12 protein-coding genes, 1 pseudogene and 1 riboswitch are annotated in these 18,139 nt (G+C 73.1%); of the genes and pseudogenes, 6 read left to right on the forward strand and 7 right to left on the reverse strand.

Annotation, left to right across the window (positions count from 1 at the left end; genetic code table 11):
- The first annotated feature begins 37 nt into the window (after nt 1-37).
- Together K313_RS24340 and K313_RS24345 are read left to right on the forward strand one after the other, a co-directional pair.
- Entirely contained in the window at nt 38-2,059 is a 2,022-nt protein-coding gene (locus tag K313_RS24340) for a phosphatidylglycerol lysyltransferase domain-containing protein (protein WP_240483906.1), read from the forward strand.
- Between the two features lie 35 nt (nt 2,060-2,094).
- A pseudogene (locus tag K313_RS24345) lies at nt 2,095-3,381 on the forward strand (lysine--tRNA ligase).
- Nucleotides 3,382-3,408: 27 nt separating this feature from the next.
- Here the strand turns inward: K313_RS24345 and K313_RS0100295 are convergent.
- The 4 genes from K313_RS0100295 to K313_RS19470 form a co-directional block, all read right to left on the reverse strand.
- Nucleotides 3,409-4,380: an NADPH:quinone reductase gene (locus tag K313_RS0100295; protein ID WP_029209952.1), complete on the reverse strand. Its 972-nt coding sequence runs from the start codon at nt 4,378-4,380 to the stop codon at nt 3,409-3,411.
- Nucleotides 4,380-5,033 (reverse strand): class I SAM-dependent methyltransferase, encoded by a 654-nt coding sequence (locus K313_RS0100300; RefSeq protein WP_084412277.1) that lies wholly within the window; start codon nt 5,031-5,033, stop codon nt 4,380-4,382. The genes K313_RS0100295 and K313_RS0100300 overlap by 1 nt, the downstream gene beginning before the upstream one ends.
- Before the next feature lie 125 nt (nt 5,034-5,158).
- Nucleotides 5,159-5,698 carry a DinB family protein gene (locus tag K313_RS0100305; RefSeq protein WP_029210102.1) on the reverse strand — a complete coding sequence of 180 codons (540 nt, stop codon included), beginning with the start codon at nt 5,696-5,698 and terminating at the stop codon, nt 5,159-5,161.
- An 87-nt stretch (nt 5,699-5,785) separates the two neighbouring features.
- Nucleotides 5,786-7,132, reverse strand: coding sequence for a DUF222 domain-containing protein (locus K313_RS19470; protein WP_019286998.1), 1,347 nt, complete (start codon nt 7,130-7,132; stop codon nt 5,786-5,788).
- Between the two features lie 279 nt (nt 7,133-7,411).
- Here K313_RS19470 and K313_RS0100320 point away from each other — a divergent pair, with 279 nt between their 5' ends.
- Complete coding sequence (locus tag K313_RS0100320; RefSeq protein WP_019286999.1) at nt 7,412-7,711, forward strand: hypothetical protein; 300 nt, start codon at nt 7,412-7,414, stop codon at nt 7,709-7,711.
- 124 nt (nt 7,712-7,835) lie between these two features.
- Here K313_RS0100320 and cobJ read toward each other — a convergent pair whose 3' ends face one another.
- Genes cobJ through K313_RS19475 form a run of 3 tightly spaced genes read right to left on the reverse strand, consistent with a single transcriptional unit; the run spans nt 7,836 to nt 11,289 of the window.
- The gene (cobJ, locus tag K313_RS0100325; protein ID WP_029209954.1) at nt 7,836-9,395 is read right to left on the reverse strand and encodes a precorrin-3B C(17)-methyltransferase; all 1,560 of its coding nucleotides are present in this window, start codon (nt 9,393-9,395) and stop codon (nt 7,836-7,838) included.
- Entirely contained in the window at nt 9,395-10,024 is a 630-nt protein-coding gene (locus tag K313_RS0100330) for a precorrin-8X methylmutase (protein WP_029209955.1), read from the reverse strand. The genes cobJ and K313_RS0100330 overlap by 1 nt, the downstream gene beginning before the upstream one ends.
- On the reverse strand, nt 10,021-11,289 hold the full coding sequence (locus K313_RS19475) for a nitrite/sulfite reductase (RefSeq protein ID WP_169516797.1): 1,269 nt from the start codon (nt 11,287-11,289) through the stop codon (nt 10,021-10,023). Before K313_RS19475 ends, K313_RS0100330 begins: the two co-directional genes overlap by 4 nt.
- Before the next feature lie 182 nt (nt 11,290-11,471).
- A riboswitch (cobalamin riboswitch) is annotated at nt 11,472-11,553 on the forward strand.
- Between the two features lie 47 nt (nt 11,554-11,600).
- Between K313_RS19475 and cobN the strand changes: the two genes are divergently transcribed.
- From cobN to cobO, 3 genes are read left to right on the forward strand one after another with little or no spacing between them, the layout of a single operon-like run.
- On the forward strand, nt 11,601-15,305 hold the full coding sequence (gene cobN, locus K313_RS0100340; protein WP_029209957.1) for a cobaltochelatase subunit CobN: 3,705 nt from the start codon (nt 11,601-11,603) through the stop codon (nt 15,303-15,305).
- Entirely contained in the window at nt 15,302-17,506 is a 2,205-nt protein-coding gene (locus K313_RS0100345; RefSeq protein ID WP_029209958.1) for a VWA domain-containing protein, read from the forward strand. The genes cobN and K313_RS0100345 overlap by 4 nt, the downstream gene beginning before the upstream one ends.
- The gene (cobO, locus tag K313_RS23790) at nt 17,506-18,120 is read left to right on the forward strand and encodes a cob(I)yrinic acid a,c-diamide adenosyltransferase (protein WP_029209959.1); all 615 of its coding nucleotides are present in this window, start codon (nt 17,506-17,508) and stop codon (nt 18,118-18,120) included. Before K313_RS0100345 ends, cobO begins: the two co-directional genes overlap by 1 nt.
- Nucleotides 18,121-18,139: the final 19 nt, after the last annotated feature.

The raw sequence follows: 18,139 nt of genomic DNA on the forward strand, positions 1-18,139 counted from the left end.
CACCCGAATGATCGCTACGCCTCCTAAGGTGTCCCACATGACGCAGAGTAATCGGGGGGGCTTGGGGACGACGAGCCGGCTGCCCAAGATCGCCGGGGACGTGGTGACCTGGGGAGCCGTCTGGTCGGCGCTCTCGATCCTCCTGCAGGGATTCAGCTGGCCGATGTGGGTGGACGAGGCGTTCTCGCTGATCGCCGTCCCCACGTCGCCCAACCTGTTCGTCGCGGCGCTGCTGCTCATCGTCGGCGAGGCGCTGCACCGGCGGCTGCGGGTGGCCTGGTGGATCGTCGTGCTGTTCCAGGGGCTGGCGGCGCTGACCTTCCTGTCCGGGCTGGCGTTCGTGTTCTCCGACTTCGACGAGCTGATGAACGACGCCGAGCTGTGGGGCGACATCCCGCCCACCGTTGGGTTGAGCGGGTATGTCATCAGCACGATCGCCACCACCGTGATCTTCATTCTCTTCCTTCGTCGCCGTGCCGCCTTCCCCGCGCAGCGTCCTGCGGGGTCGCTCCGCGAGGCGCTGCTCACCCTGGTCGGTGGCCTGCTCGCGGTGCTGGCGCTGACGTTCGGCTTGTCCTGGCTGGCGTCCGGGACGCTCGCGGGGCCCGGTGAGCGGCTGTGGTGGTCCCTCCAGCGCACGCTGGGCCTGTCGCTGCCGTTCGGGCCCCAGGCCGGCGCTCACGAGGCGTCCCCGTGGCTGGGCACCCTGGCCGGCGTCCTCGCAGCGGGTGTCCTGCTGCTCGCGATCTGGCGCTTCATCCACTCCGCGCGGCGCGCGGAGCTGATGACCGCTGCGGAGGAGCTGCGCCTGCGCGCGCTGCTGGCCAGCAACGGCGAGCAGGACTCCCTGGCGTACTTCGCGACGCGGCGTGACAAGTCCCTCGTCTTCGCACCCGACGGGTCCGCCGCCATCGCCTATCGCGTGGTCGGCCCCGTGTGCCTGGCCTCCGGCGACCCCATCGGGCCGAGCGAGGACTGGCCCAAGGCGATCAACGCCTGGCTCGAGCACGCGCGGCTGCACGCCTGGCACCCCGGCGTCCTGTCGGCGTCCGAGCACGGGGCCACGGCATACGTCGCTGCCGGTCTGCGCGCCCGCAACCTGGGCGACGAGGCCGTCGTCGACGTCGACCGGTTCACCCTCGAGGGGCGGGCCATGCGGCCGGTCAAGCGGGCCGTGGCCCGCGTGCGCGCCGCCGACTGCGACATCACGGTCGAGCGGCACGCGGACCTGCCCGCCAGCACCCTCGACGAGATCGTCCGCCTCGCGGAGCAGTGGCGCGGGGACGAGCCCGACCGTGGCTTCTCGATGGCGCTCAACCGCCTCGGCGACCGGGCCGACGGCCGCTGCGTGGCCGTCATCGTGCGTGCCAAGGACGGGGCGATCTGCGCCGTGCAGTCCTTCGTGCCGTGGGGGACCCGCGGGCTCTCCCTCGACCTCATGCGCCGGTCGCCGGCCGCACCCAACGGCGTCAACGAGGCCATGGTCGCCGCTCTCGTCGAGGCCGCACCGGACCTCGGGGTCCGGCACGTCTCGCTGAACTTCGCGATGTTCCGGTCGGTGTTCTCCGGCGCCGACAAGGTCGGGGCAGGCATCGGCGTGCGGATCGCCGACCGCATCCTCATGGTCGCCAGCCGGTTCTGGCAGCTCGAGTCCCTCTACGAGGCGAACGCGAAGTACCTCCCGCGCTGGGAGCCGCGCTTCGTGTGCTTCGAGACCGTGGGGGTCCTGCCGCAGATCGGCCTGGCAGCCGGTGCCGCCGAGGGCTTCCTGCCCGGCCGCGTCGTCACCCCCGACCGGACCGGCGAGGACCTCACCGTCGTCGACGGGGGAGAGCCCCGACCGCTCGCGGACCTGATCCTCGACCAGGACCGCGACCTGCTCACCCCGCCCCGTCCCACGCGGCGCATCGGCGAGCAGCAGCAGGTCCGGCTCGACAAGCTGACCACGCTGCGCGAGGCCGGGATGGAGCCCTATCCCGTCGGGTGCCCCGGACGTGCAGCGTCGCCGACGCCCTCACCCTCGTGGATGCCGCGGGCTCTCCCGGCGTGGTCTCCGTGACGGGCCGGGTGCGCGCCATACGAGACCTCGGTGGTGTGCTGTTCTGCATCCTTGAGGAGCACGGGGCCCGGATCCAGGGCGTCCTCGAGCGGGACGCCGACAACGGGCCGGACGTGCCGCTGTGGCGGCGCACGGTCGACATCGGGGACCACGTCTCGCTCACCGGGCGCCCCGGCCGCAGCCGCAACGGCGAGGCCTCGATCCTCGTGTCGTCGTGGGTCATGGCCTCCAAGTGCCTGCGCCCCATCCCGGACGCCCGCACCGGGTTCACCAACCCCGAGGCCCGTGCCCGGCAGCGCTATCTCGACCTCATCGTCAACGCCGAGTCCTCCGCCATGCTCCCGGCCCGCTCGCGCGCCGTGGCGGCCATCCGCCACGGCTTCGCTCAGCGCGGCTACATGGAGGTGGAGACACCGATGCTGCAGGCCGTCCACGGCGGCGCCAGCGCGCGCCCCTTCCGCACGCACGTCAATGCCTACAACGCCTAGCTCTACCTGCGCATCGCCCCCGAGCTGTTCCTCAAGCACCTGTGCGTCGGCGGCATGGACCGGATCTTCGAGCTCAACCGCAACTTCCGCAACGAGGGCGCCGACGCCACCCACAACCCCGAGTTCACGTCGGTCGAGGCGTATGCCGCCCACGGTGACTACAACACGATGCGCGAGCTCACGCGCGAGCTGATCATCGAGGTCGCCACCGCCACCCACGGCGAGCCGGTCGCGGTGCGTCCCGGCGCCGACGGCACCGTGGAGCGGATCCGCCTCGACGGCGAGTGGCCCGTCATCAGCGTGCACGAGGCCGTGTCGCGGGCGGCCGGGGTCAACCTGACCTCGGCCTCCACGGTGGAGGAGGCCCGGGCCGTCGCCGACCGGCACGGCGTGCACTACACGCCGGCCATGACCTCGGGCGAGGTCGTGCTGGAGCTGTACGACGAGCTCGTCGAGGGCCAGACGACCTTCCCGACCTTCTACACGGACTTCCCGCTCGAGACGTCGCCGCTCACCCGGACGCACCGCACCGACCCCCGCCTCTCCGAGCGGTGGGACCTCGTGGCGTTCGGAGCCGAGATCGGCACGGCCTACAGCGAGCTGGTCGATCCGGTCGACCAGCGCCAGCGGCTCACCGAGCAGTCCTACAAGGCCGCCGCCGGCGACCCGGAGGCGATGGAGATCGACGAAGGCTTCCTCACCGCGCTGGAGTACGCCATGCCGCCGACCGGCGGTCTCGGCATCGGGGTGGACCGGCTCGTCATGATGCTGACGGGCGCGAACATCCGAGCCACCCTGGCGTTCCCGTTCACCAAGCCGTCCGAGCGCGGCTGACCCAGGTGCGGGGGCGGGCTCCGGCGCTCAGCCGAGGTCGACCAGGATCCGCTCGCGGCTCCCGGCATCGACCAGGTCGTGAGCCGCGGCGATCCGCTCCAGGGGGAGTGGGCGGGCGACGGGGATGGTGAGGGCGCCCGCCGCGGCGGCAGCCGTGAGCTCTCGGACGGCGTCGGCCCTGGCCTCGGGCGGGAAGTCGTCGCTGCCCAGCAGGCGGATCGTGAGGTTGTCGAACAGCATGGGCCAGAAGGGGATTCGCGGTTCCGCCTCGACGGTGCCGTAGGCCGCGACCACGCCGCCCTGCCGCAGCACCTCGGCGTCCAGCGCGACGTTGGCGGAGAACGCCACCTCGACGACGCAATCGACGCCCTCGGGTGCGATCGCACGGATCGCCGACGCGGGGTCGTCGTCCAGGGCGACGGCGTGGTCCACGACATCGAGCGCGGCGTTCAGGTCCGCGGAACGCCGCACGCTGCCGATCACCGTGGCGCCCCCTCGACGCGCCAGCTGCGCGGCGATGCGCGAGACCGCGCCGAGCACGCCGTGGACGAGCACCACCTGCCCCGCCACCGGTCCGTCGCCGTAGACGCTGCGGTGGGCCGTGATGCCGGGAATGCCCAGGCAGGCGCCGAGCTCGTCGCTCACCTCGTCCGGCAGATCCACGGCCAGGTGCTGCGGCAGGACGACATAGGTCGCGGCCGTGCCGTTCGCTCGATAGCTCTGGGCGCCGTGGACCCAGACCCGTCGTCCGACCCGGGCCGGGTCCACCCCGGGCCCGACCGCATCGACCACCCCGGATCCGTCGCTGTGCGGGATGACACGGGGACACGGCATGGCCGCTCCCGTCCAGGCGAGTCGCTTCTTGGTGTCGCCCGGGTTGACCCCGGACAGGCGGACCCGCACGCGCACCTCGCCCGGCCCGGGCTCGGGGTCGCGCAGCTCGCCCACGACGAGCACCTCCGCAGCCGGACCAGGACGGTCGTACCACGCCGCCCGCATCAGCCGACCTGAGCCCGCCGTGTCGCGCGCAGCACGATGTCGCTCTTGTGGTGGGACCCTGCGCCGAGGGCGACGTCGCGATCCCGCTGCTCGTGCACGACGACCTCCCACTCCTCGCCCAGCGCGGCGGCGACGTCCGCCGGGGCGACGTACTCGTCCGGGTCGAAGCCGTGGGAGAGCGAGAGCTCACGGTCGATGTCACCGTGGTGCACCACGAGGAGGGTCCCGCCCGGGGCGACCAGCTCCGCGAGGCGCTGCTCCGCGTCGTGGGTGGGCACCTTCATCAGGGCGGGATACATGGCGCTGACCAGGTCGAAGGACCCCTGCTCCAGATCGGCCTCGAGCAGGGGCGCGGCGACCCCGGTGATCGTCATGCCGGCCTGTCGTCCGGCTGCGAGGGTGCGCTCGACGGCCCGGGACGAGATGTCCAGCGCCGTGACCTCCCAGCCCTGGTGCGCGAGCCACACCGCGTCCGCGCCCTCCCCGCACCCCACGTCCAGCACCCGGCCAGGCGCAAGGTCCTTGCTCTCGACGACGAGCGCCTCGTTGGGGTTGCCGCTCCAGACCTGCTCTCCCGAGTAGCGCTCGTCCCAGTCCTCCGCGGTCTGCGCCATCGGCGCTGGATGGTGGTGGTGCTCCTCGTGCTCGCTCATGGCGCCATTGTGCCCCGCCCTCCCGCGGGGTCCCGTCTTCCGGTCAGAGGTCTCCGCGGGCGCTTCGTGTCAACGGCCGCTCCGCGCGTGCTTCGTGTCAACGGCCTCCACGTTCGGGCGCCCGCTCAGTAGCCCGTCCGACCGTCGACGGCCTCCCGCAGCAGGTCCATGTGACCCAGGTGGCGGGCGTACTCCTCGATCAGGTGGGTCAGGATCCACCGGAGGTTGACCTGCTTGCCATGCCGGAGACCGCGGACCGGGGCGTCCAGGTCGGACCAAGCCTCGGCGTTGGCGCGGGTGATCGCCAGCTCCTGCTCGTATGCCGCGACGTCCGCCGCAGCCGTCGCGGTCGCGGCTCCGTCGCACACGGCATCAGGCTGCCCGGGCCGGGTGTAGCGGTCCTCGAACCCTGGCTCGTCCAGCAGCACCTTGCGCAGCCAGTAGGCCTCGACCTCGGTCAGGTGCCGGATGACGCCGATCAGGCTGAGGGTCGACGGTGGGACCGAGCGCCGGGCCAGCTGCTCGGTGTCGAGACCGGCGACCTTGAGCAGCACCGTCTCACGATAGAGCTCGAGCCAGGAGTCCAGGCCGGCACGATCGCCCGCCAGCATCGGAGGGTCGCTGCGGTGATCGGCGCGCTCGGGAACGACGGCGGTGTCAGGCATGCCCGCACCGTAGTCGTGCGGACGACGCGGGCGCCAACAACCTGGGTCGGGGATCATGACCGACGATCTCGATCTTGGCCGATGCGCTCAACCGGTTGCACGGCGTGGTGGGGAGGTGTGCCGTCCGCCCGTCGGCGTGATCACGGTGAGCGCCCCGTCCGGGTCGAGGTGCCGGGCGAACCCGGGGGCCTCCATCGCGTAGTTGTGCGCCTCGCACATGCCGACCGCGTTGTCGGCGCTGGTTGGACCGCCCTCGGCGTACGGCTCGGCATGGTCGATGTGGCGGATGGGCGCGTCGCAGTAGGGGACCCGACAGGTCCCGTCCCGCCACACGACCAGCCGCCGCACGACCCCCGTGAAGGTCCGACGCTTCGCGTCGATGGAGGCCAGCTCGCCCGTCTCGGGATCCGCGTAGAGCCGGCGCAGCCACACGCTGGCGGCGTGACAGCCCTGTGCCTGCTCGCCCTCACTCGTCTGGCCGCCGAGGACCAGGGCTCGGGCCAGTGGACCGGGGATGGGCCCGTAGCCCGGGACGGTGGCGGCGTCGTCATCGCCGTCGAGGAGGGTGCGATCGGTCATGATCAGGCCCACCTCGACGTCGATCGTGTCGGTGGACCGCCCGGTCACCAGCTCGACGAGGGTGTCGGCCATGACTTGGGCCCGCGTGCGCTGGTCCTCGGCGCCGCGCGGCGCGTCAGCCGCCCGGATCAACGCGGCGTGCACGGCGACCCCCTCCTTGACCGGGAGCAGGGCGGTGAGCTGCACCATGCAGTCCGGGGCGGGGCGGGTGGAGACGTAGCGATCGGCGGCGGCCTTGGCCGCTGCCCGCATGGCGGCCTGCGGGTCCAGGGCGTAGGCGATCGCGCGAGCGCGCTTGCCCGCCTGGGCCCAGGTGAGTCCAGGCAGCTCGGCCGCCAGCTCCCGGTCAGCACGCAGGCGGTCGGCGCGGCTCAGCGGCGCCAAGGCGGTCACCACCTGAGCGGCCGTGCCCTCGTCGATCAGGCCGGCCGCGTGCAGCAGCCCGCACCGCGGCAGGTGGTGGCGGAGGCTGCGGGCGATGCCGAGGCGTCGTGACGCGGATCCGGCCGAGGCACGCGTGGCGAGCCCGACCTCGGCCGCGAGACCGGCGGGCGTCCGGTCCTCGGGCGTGCCCTGCTCCGCGCGGCGGGTCGCCTCGAGCCCGAGCATGACCCTCAGCTGGGCCGCTCCGGCCGCGTGACGGATCCGCTCCAGCAGGGTGAGCTGATCGACCGCGTCGGCAGGGTCGTCGCCGCCCTCGATCCGGCGGATCAGGTGCAGGATGTCCGGCAGCGTGCCCGGCACGGGGTGCTCGCCCCAGGACGAGCCGCGGAACGCGTCGTGCACCTCCGGTGCCAGCTCGGCCGTGGCAGCGCCCCCGATGGGCACCGCGTCGGCCGTGAGCTCAGGACTCATGGTCGCCTCCTCGTCGATCGACGGATCCCGCCCGGCGGACGGGATCCACGTGAGACGTGAGGGACGCGTGCAGCAGCACGGGTGAGGCGACGTCTTCAGGTGCTTCTCACCCTAGAGGCCACCACTGACAGACCACCCCTCCCCCCCGGGGGTGTAGACCTCACCACCCACGACGACGGGCGGCTCGTGTCGACCGCCAGCGCGCGACCGTGCTGTCTACCTCGCCGCGTAGAGTCGCTCGTCCGAGCCGTCTGCTCCGCCCGACCCAAGGACCACGCCGTGCCTGACCGACCTGAGATCGTCTGCATCTGCGGCTCCACCCGCTTCGTGACCGAGATGCGCGCGGCCAACCGCGACCTGACCTTCGCCGGCGTCATCGTCGTCGCGCCCGGAGAGGCCGACGAGGTGGTCACGGACGAGCAGAAGGCCGCCCTGGACGCCCTGCACCTGCGCAAGATCGACCTGGCTGACCGGGTGCTGGTCGTCAACCCCGGCGGCTACGTGGGGGAGTCCACGCGCAGGGAGATCGCCTATGCCGAGGCCACCGGCACACCCGTCGAGTTCACCGATCCGGTATGACGGGCCGCCCGACCGGTTCCGTGACCCGCCCCGGCCGCCTTGGCCGCCTCGGCCGCCTCGGCCGGGCCAGGGCGCGCATGGCGTTCTTGGGCACCACGCCCCGGAGGTAGGGCTGACTGCGTGATCAGTCCGGGTAGCGGCGTGGCGTCCAGGCCACGACCTGCGCCTCGCCGCCGGGCCGACGCGTGACCATCCGCGTCTGCGACGAGCCCACGAGCAGCAGGGTCCGCATGTCGATCTCGTCGGTGGGCAGGTCCTCGAGCCTCAGGACGCGCACCCGCTCGGTGGGTCCTCCGACGTCGCGCGCGACGACCACGGGGGTGTCGGGGGAGCGCAGCGAGAGGGCGAGGGACTTGAGCTGCACGACCTGCTCGCGCCGCGACCGGGACGCGGGGTTGTAGATCGCGACGACGAGGTCCGCCGACAGCGCGGCACGTATGCGCGACGAGATGACCGACCACGGCTTGAGGCGGTCCGACAGCGAGATGGTGGCGTAGTCGTGGCCCAGCGGTGCACCCGCCCGCGCGGCTGCGGCGTGGGCCGCCGTCATCCCCGCGCAGACACGCACCGGGACGTCGAGATACGGCTCGTCGCAGGCCACCTCGAGCACCGCGGTCGCCATCGCGAAGACGCCGGGGTCTCCGGAGGACACGACGGCGACGTGCCGTCCGCGCCGAGCCAGGTCCAGGGCGAAGGCGGCGCGCTCCGACTCGACCTTGTTGTCCGACTCGTGACGGATCTGCCACGGCCGCACGGGAACTCGCTTGACGTAGGTCGTGTAGCCAACGAGATCCGTTGCGGCGGCCAGGACTCCGCGTGCCTCGGGGGTGAGCCACTCGGCGCCGGCCGGCCCCGTGCCGACGACGGTGACCGATCCGAGCGGCACCGGGGCGCCGATGGGGGCCACGGGGGCGGGTGTTCTCGGCATACGGCTCGGCAGCACGACCACCGAGAAGTAGGGCACCTCGGCGGGGTTCACGTCCCGCGCGGGCAGGGCCCGCTCGCCGGTCATCGTCGCGCGCTCGACGTAGATCGCGTCGTCGAGCCGACCCGCCCGCTCCAGGGCGTCACGGACGCGGCCGAAGGTGCGGCCGAGCTTCATCACGACAGCCGCGTCGGTCGACGAGATCGCCGCTGCGAGAGAGTCGTCCGCGAGCGTGCCGGGGATGACGGTCAGCAGCTCGGTGTCCTCGACGAGCGGCACGCCCGCGGCCGCGGCCGCTGCGGTGATCGAGGTGACGCCGGGGATGACGGTGGTGTCGTATGCCGCAGCCAGCCGCTGGTGCAGGTGCTGGTAGGAGCTGTAGGTGAGGGGGTCGCCGAGGGACAGCACGGCGACGGTCCGCCCGGCGTCCAGGTGGGACGCGAGGCGGACGCGGCACTGCTCGTAGAAGGCGGCCAGCTGGGCGTCGTAGTCGTCGCAGTCCTCCGTCGTGACGGGGTAGACGAGCTGCTCCTCGACGACGCCCTCGCGCAGGTAGGGGTCGGCGATCTGCCGAGCCGTCGACCGGCCGTGCCGGGCGGAGTGGTAGACGACGACGTCGGCGCTCTCGATCGCGCGAACCGCCTTGAGCGTCAACAGCTCCGGGTCGCCGGGCCCCAGGCCGACGCCGATCAGCCGACCGGCGGGGCTGGCGGGGCTGGCGGTGCTGGTGTCACGGGCGGATGGGAGGTCGGCCGGCATCACTCGACCTCGGACGCGATGGCGTTGAGCGCCCCGCAGGTGATGGCCGAGCCGCCGCGACGACCGTGCACGACGAGGTAGTCCAGGCCCAGGGTGTTGGTGGCCAGGGCCTCCTTGGACTCCGCCGCCCCGATGAAGCCGACCGGGATGCCGACGACCGCGGCGGGGCGAATCGCGCTGTGCTCCACCAGGTCCAGCAGGTGGAAGAGCGCCGTAGGAGCGTTGCCGATCGCGACGACGGCACCGTCGAGGCGGTCGCCCCACAGCTCGAGCGCGGCGGCCGAGCGCGTCGTGCCGAGATCGGCGGCGAGCCCCGGGACCCGCGGGTCGTTCAGGAGGCAGAGCACCTCGTTGTCGGCAGGCAGCCTCGTGCGCGTCACCCCGGACGCCACCATCTGGGCGTCGCACAGGATCGGCGCGCCGGCCTGCAGCGCGGTGCGAGCGCGCTGGATCACGCTGGGGGAGTAGGCGATGTCGTCCACCAGGTCGACCTGCCCGCTCGCGTGGATCATGCGCACCGCGACGTAGGCGACGTCCTCGGGCAGCTGGTCGAGCCGCGCCTCGCGCCGGATCGTGGCGAAGGACTGGCGATAGATCTCGGCGCCGTCCTTGATGTAGTCGTGCGTCACGCGATGCTCCCCGCGGTCGTCAGTAGGGCGATGGCCTGGCCGGAGGAGACCTTCTCACGACTGGGTCCGTCCTGGGGCGCGTGGGAGCCGTCGTGGAGGAAGAGCTCGTAGGCGTCGGCCTCGGACGCGACGACCGCGTGGTGCGGCGTGGAGGGGTGGCCGCACTGACGGGCGCAGCCGGACCACATCACGGGCAGGCCGTCCAGCGGCTGGGTGCCGAGGGAGTCGACGAGGTCGCGAGCGCGGGCCTGCACGTCGGCGTGCGACCGGGCGCACAGCGGCAGGCCGGTGCACGCGTGCACGTCCAGCCAGGGGTTGGTCGGGTCGGTGGCCCACCCGGTCCCGGCCAGCGCCGCGAGCAGGGACGGAGCCTCGTGACCAGGCACACCTCGTATGACGATCGCGTGCCACGGCGTCACGCGCAGCTGCCCGTCGCCGTGCTCGGCCACGTCGCAGGCGGCCCGCCACCCAGCGGTGGAGATCGCGGCCATCGGAGCCTTGGCGAGCACCGCGACCCCGCCGTCGCCGTCAGGGACGGCACCTGCGAGCCGCGGCTGCTGCGAGGCACGCCGCACCGCGTGGTCCGCGTGCCCCAGCGTGCCGCCGACCCGGTCGTGCAGGTCGTCGCGAGCGTCGGCGCCGAGGTCGTCGACGTTCCAGACCTCCTCGCCGTGGTCAGCGCGCACCGCCAGCCAGGTGCGGCAGACGTCGGCGAGCGTGGCTGCCACGGTGGCCGGGTCGGCGAGCGGGCCCACGGCATAGGTGTTCTCGTCGCGGCCCGAGCCCAGGGCGAGGACGAGCTGGTCGTGGTGGACCTGGGCCGTGAGGTCGAGCGGCAGCGAGGCGACGTCCCCGGTGCCGTCGTCCAGACCGACGAGGAAGCGACCGGCCAGGCCGACGAGCTCCGGTGCGGCACAGATGGCCTGGTCGAGCGCGCGGGCGACCGGGATGACGTCGGCCCGACCGTCGATGCCGGTCATCGGGCTGACGACGATGTTGCGGGTCCGCTCGTGGGTGCGAGAGGGCAGGAGCCCGGCCGGCTCGACGCGAGAGGGGAACTCGCCTGCCTGCGCCTCGTCGAGACCGCGCATCTGAACGTTGGCGCGGGTGGTGAAGAGCACGTGCCCGTCGCCGAGCTCGTCAGCAAGCTCGCCGACCAGGCGGGCCTGCTCGACCGTCATGGGTGATCCGGCGAGGCGGACGCGCGCGATCTTTCCGTCCGACGCCTCGAACATCCGCAGCGCCCCGGGGCACTTGTCCGGCACGGAGTGACGCTCGAGGACGGGTGGGACGGCAGAGCCTGTGGTCACCATGGTCGTCGAGCATAGTGACCGGGGAGCCACGCCCCGTGAGCGGGGTGGCGGGGCCCCGGGCGTCGTCATACGGGCTGCTAGGCTCCGGACCAGCCGGGACGACCGTCTCGGCCACACCGCTGACGGCATCAGCGGAGGAAGCCGGTGCGACTCCGGCGCGGTCCCGCCACTGTGTGCGGACCCGGGTGCTCCCCGCGGTCCGTGAGCCAGGAACTCCCGCCGTCTCCGCCACCCACGGGCGAGGACACCCGGGAGAGGACCCCATGCTGGCGTTGCTGTCCACGTCGGACACCGACCTGCGGAGCGCACGAGCGGCCGACGGCCCCGTGACCTGGCGCTATGCCAACCCCAACCGCGTCTCGATGCACGAGCTCGACGAGCTGCTGGACGGCACCGACCTGGTGGTCGTGCGTCTCCTCGGAGGCCGCCGCGCCTGGGAGGAGGGCCTGGACCACCTGCTGGCCGGCTCCCGACCCGTCGTGGTGCTGACGGGTGAGCAGGCCCCCGACGCCGAGCTCATGTCGGCCTCGACGGTCCCCGCCGGGGTGGCGGCGCAGGCCCACGCCTACCTCGCGCACGGCGGCGCCACCAACCTGGCCGAGCTGGGCTCGTTCCTGTCGGACACGATCCTGCTGACGGGGCACGGGTTCGCGCAGCCCGAGCCCGCGCCGTCCTGGGGGCCGCTCGACGACACCGTCGCGCTGGAGGCTCCCGAGGGTGACGACCGGCCGTGCGTGGCCGTCCTCTACTACCGGGCGCACCAGACGAGCGGCAACACGACCTTCGTGCGTGACCTGGCCGAGGCCCTCGAGGCTGCGGGCTCGCGCCCGCTCCCGCTGTATGTCGCCTCCCTGCGCGCTCCGGAGCCCGAGCTCATGCGGACCCTGCGCCAGGCGGACGCGGTCATCACGACCGTCCTCGCGGCGGGTGGGACCACCCCGGCCGCGGCCCAGGCCGGCGGCGACGAAGGTGCCTGGCACGCAGGCGCGCTCGCCGACCTCGACGTGCCGGTGATCCAGGGGCTGTGCCTCACGAGCAGCCGGGCGGAGTGGGTGGACAACGCCGACGGCACGACGCCTCTGGACGCGGCGACCCAGGTCGCGGTGCCGGAGTTCGACGGGCGACTCATCACGGTCCCGTTCTCCTTCAAGGAGATCGACGAGGATGGCCTGCCCACCTACGTCGCCGACCCGGAGCGCTGCCGCCGCGTCGCGGGCATCGCCCACGCCCACGCCCGCCTGCGTCACGTCCCGGTGGGGGAGCGGCGGCTCGCCGTCGTCCTCTCCGCCTATCCCACCAAGCACGCCCGCATCGGCAACGCCGTCGGCCTCGACACCCCGGCGTCGACGCTGGCCCTGCTGCGTCGCCTGCACGAGGGTGGTTGGGACATCGGCCCGCTCGCGCGCGAGGGATCCCTGCCGGGTCTCGAGTCCGGCAACGGCGACGACCTGATCAAGGCGATCATCGCGCGCGGCGGCTACGACCAGGCCTGGTTGACCGAGGACGAGCTCGCGTCGAACCCCTTGCGCGTCAAGGCCTCTGACTACCACCGCTGGTTCGCCGGGCTGCACGAGGACTTCCGCGCCGCCGTGACCGAGGCGTGGGGCGAGGCGCCCGGCGAGATGTACCTCGACACCTCGCGCGCACCGCGCTCCGCTCGCAGGGGGCGCAGCGACGACGCCGGGGACCAGGGGGATCTCGTCTACGCGGGGCTGCAGGCCGGCAACGTCGTGGTCCTCGTCCAGCCTCCGCGCGGCTTCGGGGAGAACCCGATCGCGATCTACCACGACCCCGACCTCGCGCCGTCCCACCACTACGTCGCGGCCTACCGCTGGCTCGAGGCCGACCAGAGCGACGGCGGATTCGGCGCGCACGCCATCGTCCACGTCGGCAAGCACGGCAACCTCGAGTGGCTGCCCGGCAAGGGCGCGGCCCTGTCGGCCGACTGCGCGCCCGACGCAGTGCTGGGCGACCTCCCGTTCGTCTACCCCTTCCTCGTCAACGACCCCGGCGAGGGCACCCAGGCCAAGCGCCGCGGGCACGCCACGCTCGTCGACCACCTGGTCCCGCCCATGACCAGAGCCGACTCGTATGGCGACATCGCCCGCCTCGAGCAGCTCCTCGACGAGTACGCCACCGTCTCGGCCATGGACCCGGCCAAGGCGCCGGCCGTGCGCCAGCAGATCTGGACCCTCATCCAGGCCGCCCGCCTGGACCACGACCTCGGCCTGACGGACCGGCCGGAGCTCGACGACACCGACGCCTTCGACGAGTTCGTGCTGCACGTCGACGGCTGGCTCTGCGAGATCAAGGACGTCCAGATCCGCGGCGGCCTGCACGTCCTCGGGCAGGAGCCCGTCGGCGAGGCCCGCGTCTCGCTCGTCCTCGCCATGCTCCAGGCCACCCAGATCTGGGGCGGCAACCAGCACCTGCCCGGGCTGCGCACCGCCCTCGGCCTGGACGAGTCCGCCAAGAAGCGCGGCGAGACCGACGACGTCGAGGCCGCCGCGCGAGCCCTGGTGGAGGGCATGGAGGCTCGCGGCTGGACCGCGGACGCCGTCGACGCCGTGCTCGCGGAGATGCCGGAGCGCCCGGGGGCCGATCGCGACGCCATACGAGCCGTCCTGACCTTTGCCGTCGAGGAGGTCGTGCCGCGGGTCGCGGGCACCGCCGGCGAGCTCGACGCCGTCCTGCATGCCCTGGACGGCGGGTTCATCCCGAGCGGCCCGTCAGGGTCCCCGCTGCGCGGCCTGGTCAACGTGCTGCCGACCGGCCGCAACTTCTACTCCGTCGACCCGCGGGCCATCCCGAGCCGTCTCGCCTACGAGACCGGGGTGTCCCTCGCGGACTCGCTGGTGCGGCGCTACGAGCAGGACAAGGGCGAGTTCCCCGCCTCCGTCGGACTGTCCCTGTGGGGGACGTCCGCCATGCGCACCGCCGGCGACGACATCGGAGAAGCCATGGCTCTCATGGGGATCCGCCCCGTGTGGGACGACGCCTCGCGCCGCATCACGGGTCTCGAGGCCGTCCCGCTCGAGGAGCTCGGACGCCCCCGCGTCGACGTCACGCTGCGCATCTCCGGGTTCTTCCGCGACGCCTTCCCGCACGCCGTGGGGCTGCTCGACGACGCGGTGCAGCTGGCCGCGTCCCTGGAGGAGGGTGAGAGCGACAACTACGTGCGCGCGCACGTCCAGGCCGACCTCGCGAGCGGCACCGAGCACCGCAAGGCGACGACGCGCATCTTCGGGTCGCGCCCGGGGACCTACGGCGCCGGTCTGCTGCAGCTGATCGACTCGCGCGACTGGCGCACCGACGCGGACCTCGCCGAGGTCTACGAGGTGTGGGGCGGCTACGCCTACGGCCGCGAGCTCGAGGGCGTCCCGGCGCGCGACGAGATGCGCTCGGCGTATCGCCGGATCCGCGTGGCCGCCAAGAACGTCGACACCCGCGAGCACGACATCGCCGACAGCGACGACTACTTCCAGTTCCACGGCGGGATGGTCGCGCACGTCCGTTCCATCACCGGGGACAGCCCCGAGGCCTACATCGGCGACTCGACCCGCCCCGAGCACGTCGCGACGCGCACCCTGGTCGAGGAGACCTCACGCGTGTTCCGCGCCCGCGTGGTCAACCCCAAGTGGATGTCCGCGATGCGGCAGCACGGCTACAAGGGCGCCTTCGAGATGGCGGCGACCGTCGACTACCTGTTCGGCTACGACGCCACGACCGGTGTGGTTGCCGACTGGATGTACGACCGCCTCACCAAGGAGTACGTCCTCGACGAGACCAACCGCGCGTTCCTCGCGGAGGCCAACCCGTGGGCGCTGCACGGCATGACCGAGCGGCTGCTGGAGGCGGTCGAGCGCGGGCTGTGGGAGTCACCCGACCCGGAGGTGCTGGCCGAGCTGCGCGCGGCCTACCTCGACGCCGAGGGTGACCTCGAGGACGCGGCCGGGGCCGCGCGATGACGGCCGTCGACACCCAGGCCTTCCCGTTCAGCGCCGTCGTCGGGATGGACGACATGGGCCTGGCCCTCTGCCTGTCCGCCGTCTCGCCGTCCATCGGCGGCGTCCTCGTCCGCGGCGAGAAGGGCACCGCCAAGTCCACCATGGTGCGCGCCCTCGCCTCGGTGCTGCCCCCCGTGAAGGTCGTTGCGGGCGACCGGTTCTCGTGCGACCCCACCGCTCCCGACGCCGGGTGCCCGGACGTCGCGCTGCACGGCGACGGCGCGATCACGCGGCCCGTCCGCCTGGTCGAGCTGCCCGTCGGCGCGTCCGAGGACCGGGTGGTCGGGTCGCTGCACCTCGACCGCCTCCTCGCGAGCGGCCAGGTCGCCTTCGACCCCGGTCTGCTGGCGCAGGCGCACCGCGGCGTGCTCTACGTCGACGAGGTCAACCTCCTGCCGGACCACCTCGTCGACACCCTCCTGGACTCGGCCGCGATGGGGCGCGCCCGCATCGAGCGCGAGGGCGTGTCCGTCTCGCACGCAGCGCGATTCGTCCTCGTCGGCACCATGAACCCCGAGGAGGGCGAGCTGCGTCCCCAGCTGCTCGACCGCTTCGGGCTGGCCGTCGACGTCACCGCCTCGCGCGACCCCCGCGTCCGCGTCGAGGTCGTGCGGCGCCGCATGGCCTACGAGGACTCTCCCGTGAGCTTCATCGGCACGTATGCCGACCGCGAGGCCGCCCTCGCCGACCGGATCGCGGCGGCGCAGGACCGCCTGCCCCACGTCCGTCTCGGGGACCAGGCCATCGAGCGGATCGCCGCCATCTGCGCGGCCTTCGACGTCGACGGCATGCGCGGCGACCTGGTCACGGCGCGCACGGCGGTCGCCCACGCGGCCTGGTGCGGGCACGACGAGGTCGGCGCGGAGGACATCCGCGTGGCCGCCCGCCTCGCGCTGCCGCACCGCAAGCGGCGCAACCCCTTCGACGACGGTGGGGACCACGACCTCGAGGACATCCTCGACGACAACCTCCCCGAGCCGGACGGTGACGACGACGGGCCTGACGGCGGCGGCGACGGTGGTGGGGACGGCGGTGGAGCCGACGACGATGGTGCCGACGACGATGGTGCCGAGGTCGATGCTGCCGACGGAGACGGCTCCCGGGACGGCGACCTCGACGGGGGATCCGGCGCCGAGACCCCTCCGCCGACCGGTCAGGTCCCGACGGATGACGGGCCCGGCGACGACGCCCCCATCCCGCCCAACCGCCAGGATCCGAGCGGTGACGCCACGGGAGCGGACCAGCAGGCAGACGACGACGGCGCGTCCGGCGGCCCGGCGCGTGGCCGCGGCACGACGGGGGAGCGGGCCGGATCGGCATACCGCGCAAGGCTGCTCACCCTGCCCACCGCGGGCACCGGTGTGGCAGGCCGACGCTCGACGGCCGACACGACGACCGGGCGCCACGTGCGCGCCGTGGCGCCCGACGACCCACGGGGACAAGGGATCTCGCTGACCGCGACGGTGCTCAGGGCCGCGTCCCGCGCGACGACGGCACGGGCCGTGGGCGACCCGCTGGGGGTGCGCCCGAGCGACCTGCGCCGCAGCGTGCGCCGGGGCAAGGAGGGCAACCTCGTCGTCTTCGTCGTCGACACGTCCGGCTCGATGGGCGCGGCCCAGCGCATCCGCGAGGTCAAGACGGCGTGCGTGTCGCTGCTGCTCGATGCCTACCAACGACGCGACAAGGTGGCGGTCGTGACCTTCGCCGGAGCGCGGGCCGACCTCGTGCTGCCCCCGACCACGAGCGTCGAGCTGGCCGAGCGACTGCTCGCACGGGTGCCGACCGGGGGGCGGACCCCGCTGGCCGAGGGGCTGCAGAGCGCCTACGAGGTGGTGCGCCGCGAGCACGCCAAGGACCCCCACCGTCGTGCGCTGCTGGTCGTGCTCACCGACGGACGCGCGAGCTCCGGTGGGCGCCAGGCGATCCCACGAGCCCACCGGGTGGCCGACGGCATCGCCCACGCGGGGATCGCCAGCGTGGTCGTGGACTGCGAGCAGACGCGGGCGGGCTTCCGCCTGGGGCTGGCTCGCGAGCTCGCCGGGCACCTGCGCGCCGAGCTGATCGACCTGCAGGGCGTGGCGGCCGAGGAGCTGGCCGGCGCCGTCCGACACCGAGACCGCCTCTCCACCAGGGTGACCCGAGCCCCGAGGAGCGTGGCCTGATGCCCCAGGGAGTCCCCACCACCGTCCCGCAGGACGGCCTCACCACGAGACAGCGCCGCAACCGACCGCTCGTGGTCGTGCACACCGGCGAGATGAAGGGCAAGTCCACCGCGGCCTTCGGGCTCGCACTGCGCGGCTGGAACCAGGGCTGGCGGGTCGGGGTCTTCCAGTTCGTCAAGAGCGCCAAGTGGAAGGTCGGTGAGGAGAACGCCCTCAAGGCCCTCGGCCGCCTCCACGAGCAGACCGGCGAGGGCGGCCCGGTCGAGTGGCACAAGATGGGCGAGGGCTGGAGCTGGACCCGCAAGGCGGGCTCCGACGAGGACCACGCCCAGGCCGCGCTCGAGGGCTGGCGCGAGATCCAGCGTCGCATCGCCGCCGAGGCGCACGACGTCTACGTCCTCGACGAGTTCACCTATCCCATGAAGTGGGGCTGGGTCGACGTCGACGAGGTCGTCGCCACGCTGCGGGACCGACCCGGCCACCAGCACGTCATCATCACGGGTCGCGACGCCGACCCCCGGCTCGTCGAGGCCGCCGACCTGGTCACCGAGATGACCAAGGTCAAGCACCCCATGGACGCCGGGCAGAAGGGCCAGCGAGGCATCGAGTGGTAGCCCCGTCGACGCGGCTGCC

It is taken from the genome of Arsenicicoccus bolidensis DSM 15745 (genome assembly GCF_000426385.1).
Classification (GTDB): domain Bacteria; phylum Actinomycetota; class Actinomycetes; order Actinomycetales; family Dermatophilaceae; genus Arsenicicoccus; species Arsenicicoccus bolidensis.